The organism is Frankia sp. CgKIO3 (assembly GCF_977946435.1).
On sequence record NZ_CDWTMO010000226.1, the window covers coordinates 1,838 to 5,508 of the forward strand.

The 3,671-nt window shown below is 69.0% G+C and carries 4 protein-coding genes; all 4 read left to right on the top strand.

From position 1 onward, the window contains the following. The first annotated feature begins 34 nt into the window (after nucleotides 1-34). Nucleotides 35-1,516 (top strand): MFS transporter, encoded by a 1,482-nt coding sequence (locus AC08OJ_RS18430; protein ID WP_476596392.1) that lies wholly within the window; start codon nucleotides 35-37, stop codon nucleotides 1,514-1,516. Between the two features lie 493 nt (nucleotides 1,517-2,009). Beyond that, nucleotides 2,010-2,252 (top strand): cupin domain-containing protein, encoded by a 243-nt coding sequence (locus AC08OJ_RS18435; RefSeq protein WP_476596389.1) that lies wholly within the window; start codon nucleotides 2,010-2,012, stop codon nucleotides 2,250-2,252. A 78-nt stretch (nucleotides 2,253-2,330) separates the two neighbouring features. Next, a complete protein-coding gene (locus tag AC08OJ_RS18440) occupies nucleotides 2,331-3,065 on the top strand; it encodes an SDR family oxidoreductase (protein ID WP_476596390.1) in 735 nt (244 codons plus the stop codon). 66 nt (nucleotides 3,066-3,131) lie between these two features. Then, nucleotides 3,132-3,671, top strand: a 540-nt coding sequence (locus AC08OJ_RS18445; protein ID WP_476596391.1) for a helix-turn-helix domain-containing protein, incomplete at its 3' end; no start/stop codon positions are given.

The window sequence follows — 3,671 nt, forward strand, 5'->3', positions numbered from 1 at the left end:
GCGTCCTACAACGATCGGAACGCTGATGGCGTCGATGCCGCCCGAGCTGGGCAAGGGCCGGCGGCACGTGGTGCTGGTGATCTGCTGCTCGAGCCTGTTCATTGTCGCGCTGGACGCGACGATCCTCAACGTCGCCCTGCCGTCGATCAGGAACGACCTCCATGCCGCCGACTCCGGGCTGCAGTGGACGATTGACGCCTACGGCCTGGTGCTGGCAAGCCTGCTGCTCTTCTCCGGCTCGATGGGCGACCGGTTCGGGCGCAGGCGCGTGTTCCAGACCGGGCTGACGCTGTTCTCCTTCGGGTCGCTGCTATGTAGCCTAGCACCTGGGCTTGGCTGGTTGATCGCGTTCCGGATGATCCAGGCGGTCGGCGGGTCGATGCTCAACCCGGTCACGCTGGCGATCATCACCAACACCTTCACCGAGCCCCGGGAGCGGGCGCGCGCGATCGGCATGTGGGGCGGGGTGATCGGCCTGAGCATGGCACTGGGACCGGTTCTCGGCGGCCTGCTGGTCGACACGGTCGGCTGGCGGTCGATCTTCTGGATCAACGTGCCGATCGGCATCGTCGCGATGGTGCTCACCGGCCGGTACGTGCCCGAGTCGAGGGCGCCGCGGGCCCGGCGGTTCGACCCGGCGGGCCAGGCGCTCGTCGCCGTCACCCTCGGCACCCTCGCTTACGCAATCATCGAGGCGCCGGCCGCCGGCTGGGCGGCCCCCCGGACGATCGTCATGTTCATCGTCGCCGCCCTTGCCCTGACCGGGCTCGTCGTGTGCGAGACGCGGCGCCAGGACGCCCTGCTGGATGTGCGGTTCTTCCGCAGCGCTCCGTTTGCCGGTGCCACCGTCATCGCGCTCTGCGCCTTCGCGGCGTTAGGCGGCTTCCTCTTCCTGAACACGCTCTATCTGCAGGTCGTGCGCGGCTACTCGGCACTGCACGCCGGCCTGCTGACGCTACCGATGGCGGCCCTCGCGGCGGTGACGCCGCCGATTTCCGGCCGGCTCGTGGCCAGCCACGGGCCGCGGCCGTCGTTGATCACCGCTGGGATGGCGTTGCAGGCCAGCGGCGTCCTGCTATCCCTCCTGGGGACGCAGACCAGCCTGGCGCCGGTCATCTGCGCCTACGTACTCTTCGGCGTCGGGTTTGGGATGGTCAACGCACCGACCACGAATATCGCGGTGTCCGGGATGCCGGTCGCCCAAGCCGGCGTCGCGGCAGCGGTCTCCGGTACCAGCCGGCAGATCGGCATGGCGCTCGGCGTCGCGATCTTCGGCTCGGTAGCCGCGCATCACGTTGCGGGCCGTCCTGGCGTGACGACCATCGACCCGACCAGCGCGCCCGCCTGGTGGATCATGGTTAGCTGTGAGCTCGCCATCGCCGTGCTTGGCGTGCTCACCACCGGCCGGTGGGCGCGCGGCACGGCGGCCCGCACCGCGGTGCTCTTCACCCCCCAGCCAGCGCTGCCGGAGGCCGAGGCGGTCGCGAGTGTCTCCGGCGGAGCGGGGCCGCCCTGACCGAGCGCGGTCCCAGCGGGGGGACGCGCGCAGGTGCGCGCGGGCACGCGACCAGCAAAGGCCAAACCACAGGTCAATCGGCTCTGTTGCATGCGGCCAAGGCGGGACCTGCATGCTGGTACTTGGGCATGATCAGGTGATGGTTCGAGGTGCGGTCGCTCCGCCGCTGCCGGTGTCGGAGTTCGCGAGGTTCCGGTTCCCTCCCGGGGTGATCGTGCTGGCGGTCCGCCCGGAGATCGGTGTCGGCGCCTTGACTCGATGCGGCTGATCTTCTGCTGGCCTCGGTCATGGCGTCAGCGGTCTCTTCCTGAGCCTTGGCGTGCGACCGGTCAGGTCTGGGAAATCACCTGGTACCCCTCCGCACCGGCACACCGGACCGGCCTTCGGCTATGGATTCGGAATAAAATAACTTGTTCACTTCGGGGTCCTCGCGAGCCCGTGACCTGCGAAGACGCATATTGGCTTGCATTAATTACTTCATTACGAATTCTATGTGCTGGACGGCGAGATGGTGTTCGAGCTCGAAGGTGAGCCGGCGCGTGTCGTCCGGGCCGGCGATCCGTTCTGGGAGCCGGGTGGCGACGTCATCCACTACCAGGACGGCAACAACCGCGACGACATCCCCGTGCGCTTCACCGTCACCATGCTCTGCGAACCGGGCAAACCGATGCTTTCGCTCGTGGACGAGGAGGAGCTCGTCCGGCGTAAGAACCGCCGAGCCTCGCGCACAAACTGACCGTGAGCTCAGCTAGACCGCCCCGTCGTACCCACATACTCGGACATTTCACCTCCGCGAAACCGGAAGGCCAAGAAGATGAAGATCGCTGTCATCGGTGGGACCGGGCTCATCGGATCGAAGGTGGTCCGGATCCTGAACGCGAGCGGGCACGAGGCAGTGCCGCACTCGCCGTCCACCGGCGTGGACCTGCTGCGCGGGCAGGGCCTGCCCGAGGCGATGGAGGGGGCCGATGTCGTCGTCAACCTGACGAACTCGCCGACCTTCGACGACGCCTCGCCCGCGTTCTTCCAGACGACCATGGACAACCTGCTCACAGCCGCCAAGGCCGCCGGCGTCAGCCACGCCGTCATCCTCTCGATCGTGGGCGCCGACCAGGTGCCGGGCCTGGTCTACTATCGCGCCAAGGTGCTGCAGGAGAACATCCTCAAGGCCGGCCCCGTGCCGTACTCGATCGTCCGCGCCACGCAATTCTTCGAGTTCATCGACGCGGCGCTGTCTTGGACCACCGACGAGAACACCGTCCGCCTGCCCGCCACGCGCGTCCAACCCATCGCCGCGGTCGACGTCGCCCAGGCCGTGGCCGACGTCAGCGTGGGCACCCCGCTGCAGGGCACCCGCAACGTCGCCGGCCCCGAGGTCTTCGCGCTCGACGAACTGGGCAAGATCACCCTCGCCGCCCACGGTGACCATCGCACCGTCGTCACCGACAACAGCGCCGGCATATTCGCCGCCGCCTCGGGCGGCGCCCTCATCGCCAAGGACGGCGCCGCCATCGCCAGGACCACCTACCGGGGGTGGCTCGCGCGCTGACTCGGCCAGGGTCCGCGCGACATCCGTCGCGCGGACCCCGTCGGGAATCCTCGTAGATTCAATGATGTGCCCGATCTCGACGGCGTCCTGGCGGCGGTGGGCCCGCGGCTACGCGCGCTGCGCCACCGGCACGGGGTGACGCTGCCACAGCTGTCCCAGGCCACCGGGATCTCGGTCAGCACCTTGTCCCGCCTGGAGTCCGGCCAGCGCCGGCTCACCCTGGAACTGCTGCTGCCGCTGGCACGCCCCCACCAGGTGCCGCTGGACGAGCTGGTCGGCACGCCAACCGCCGACCCGCGCATCCACCCCCGCCCGATCGAACGCAACGGCATGACGCTCATCCCGCTCACCCGCCGACCCGGCGAGCTGCAGGCCTACAAAATGACCATCCCGGCGCACTGGCCCGCCCGCGAACCGCAACGGCAGGCCCACGAGGGCTACGAATGGTTCTACGTCCTGTCCGGACGGCTGCGCCTGCAGCTCGGCGAGCACGACATCGTTCCCACCCCCGGCGAGGTCGCGGAGTTCGACACCCACGTCCCCCACGCCTTCAGCAACCCCACCCCGCGGCCCGCCGAAGCCCTCAGCCTGTTCGGCCCCCAGGGC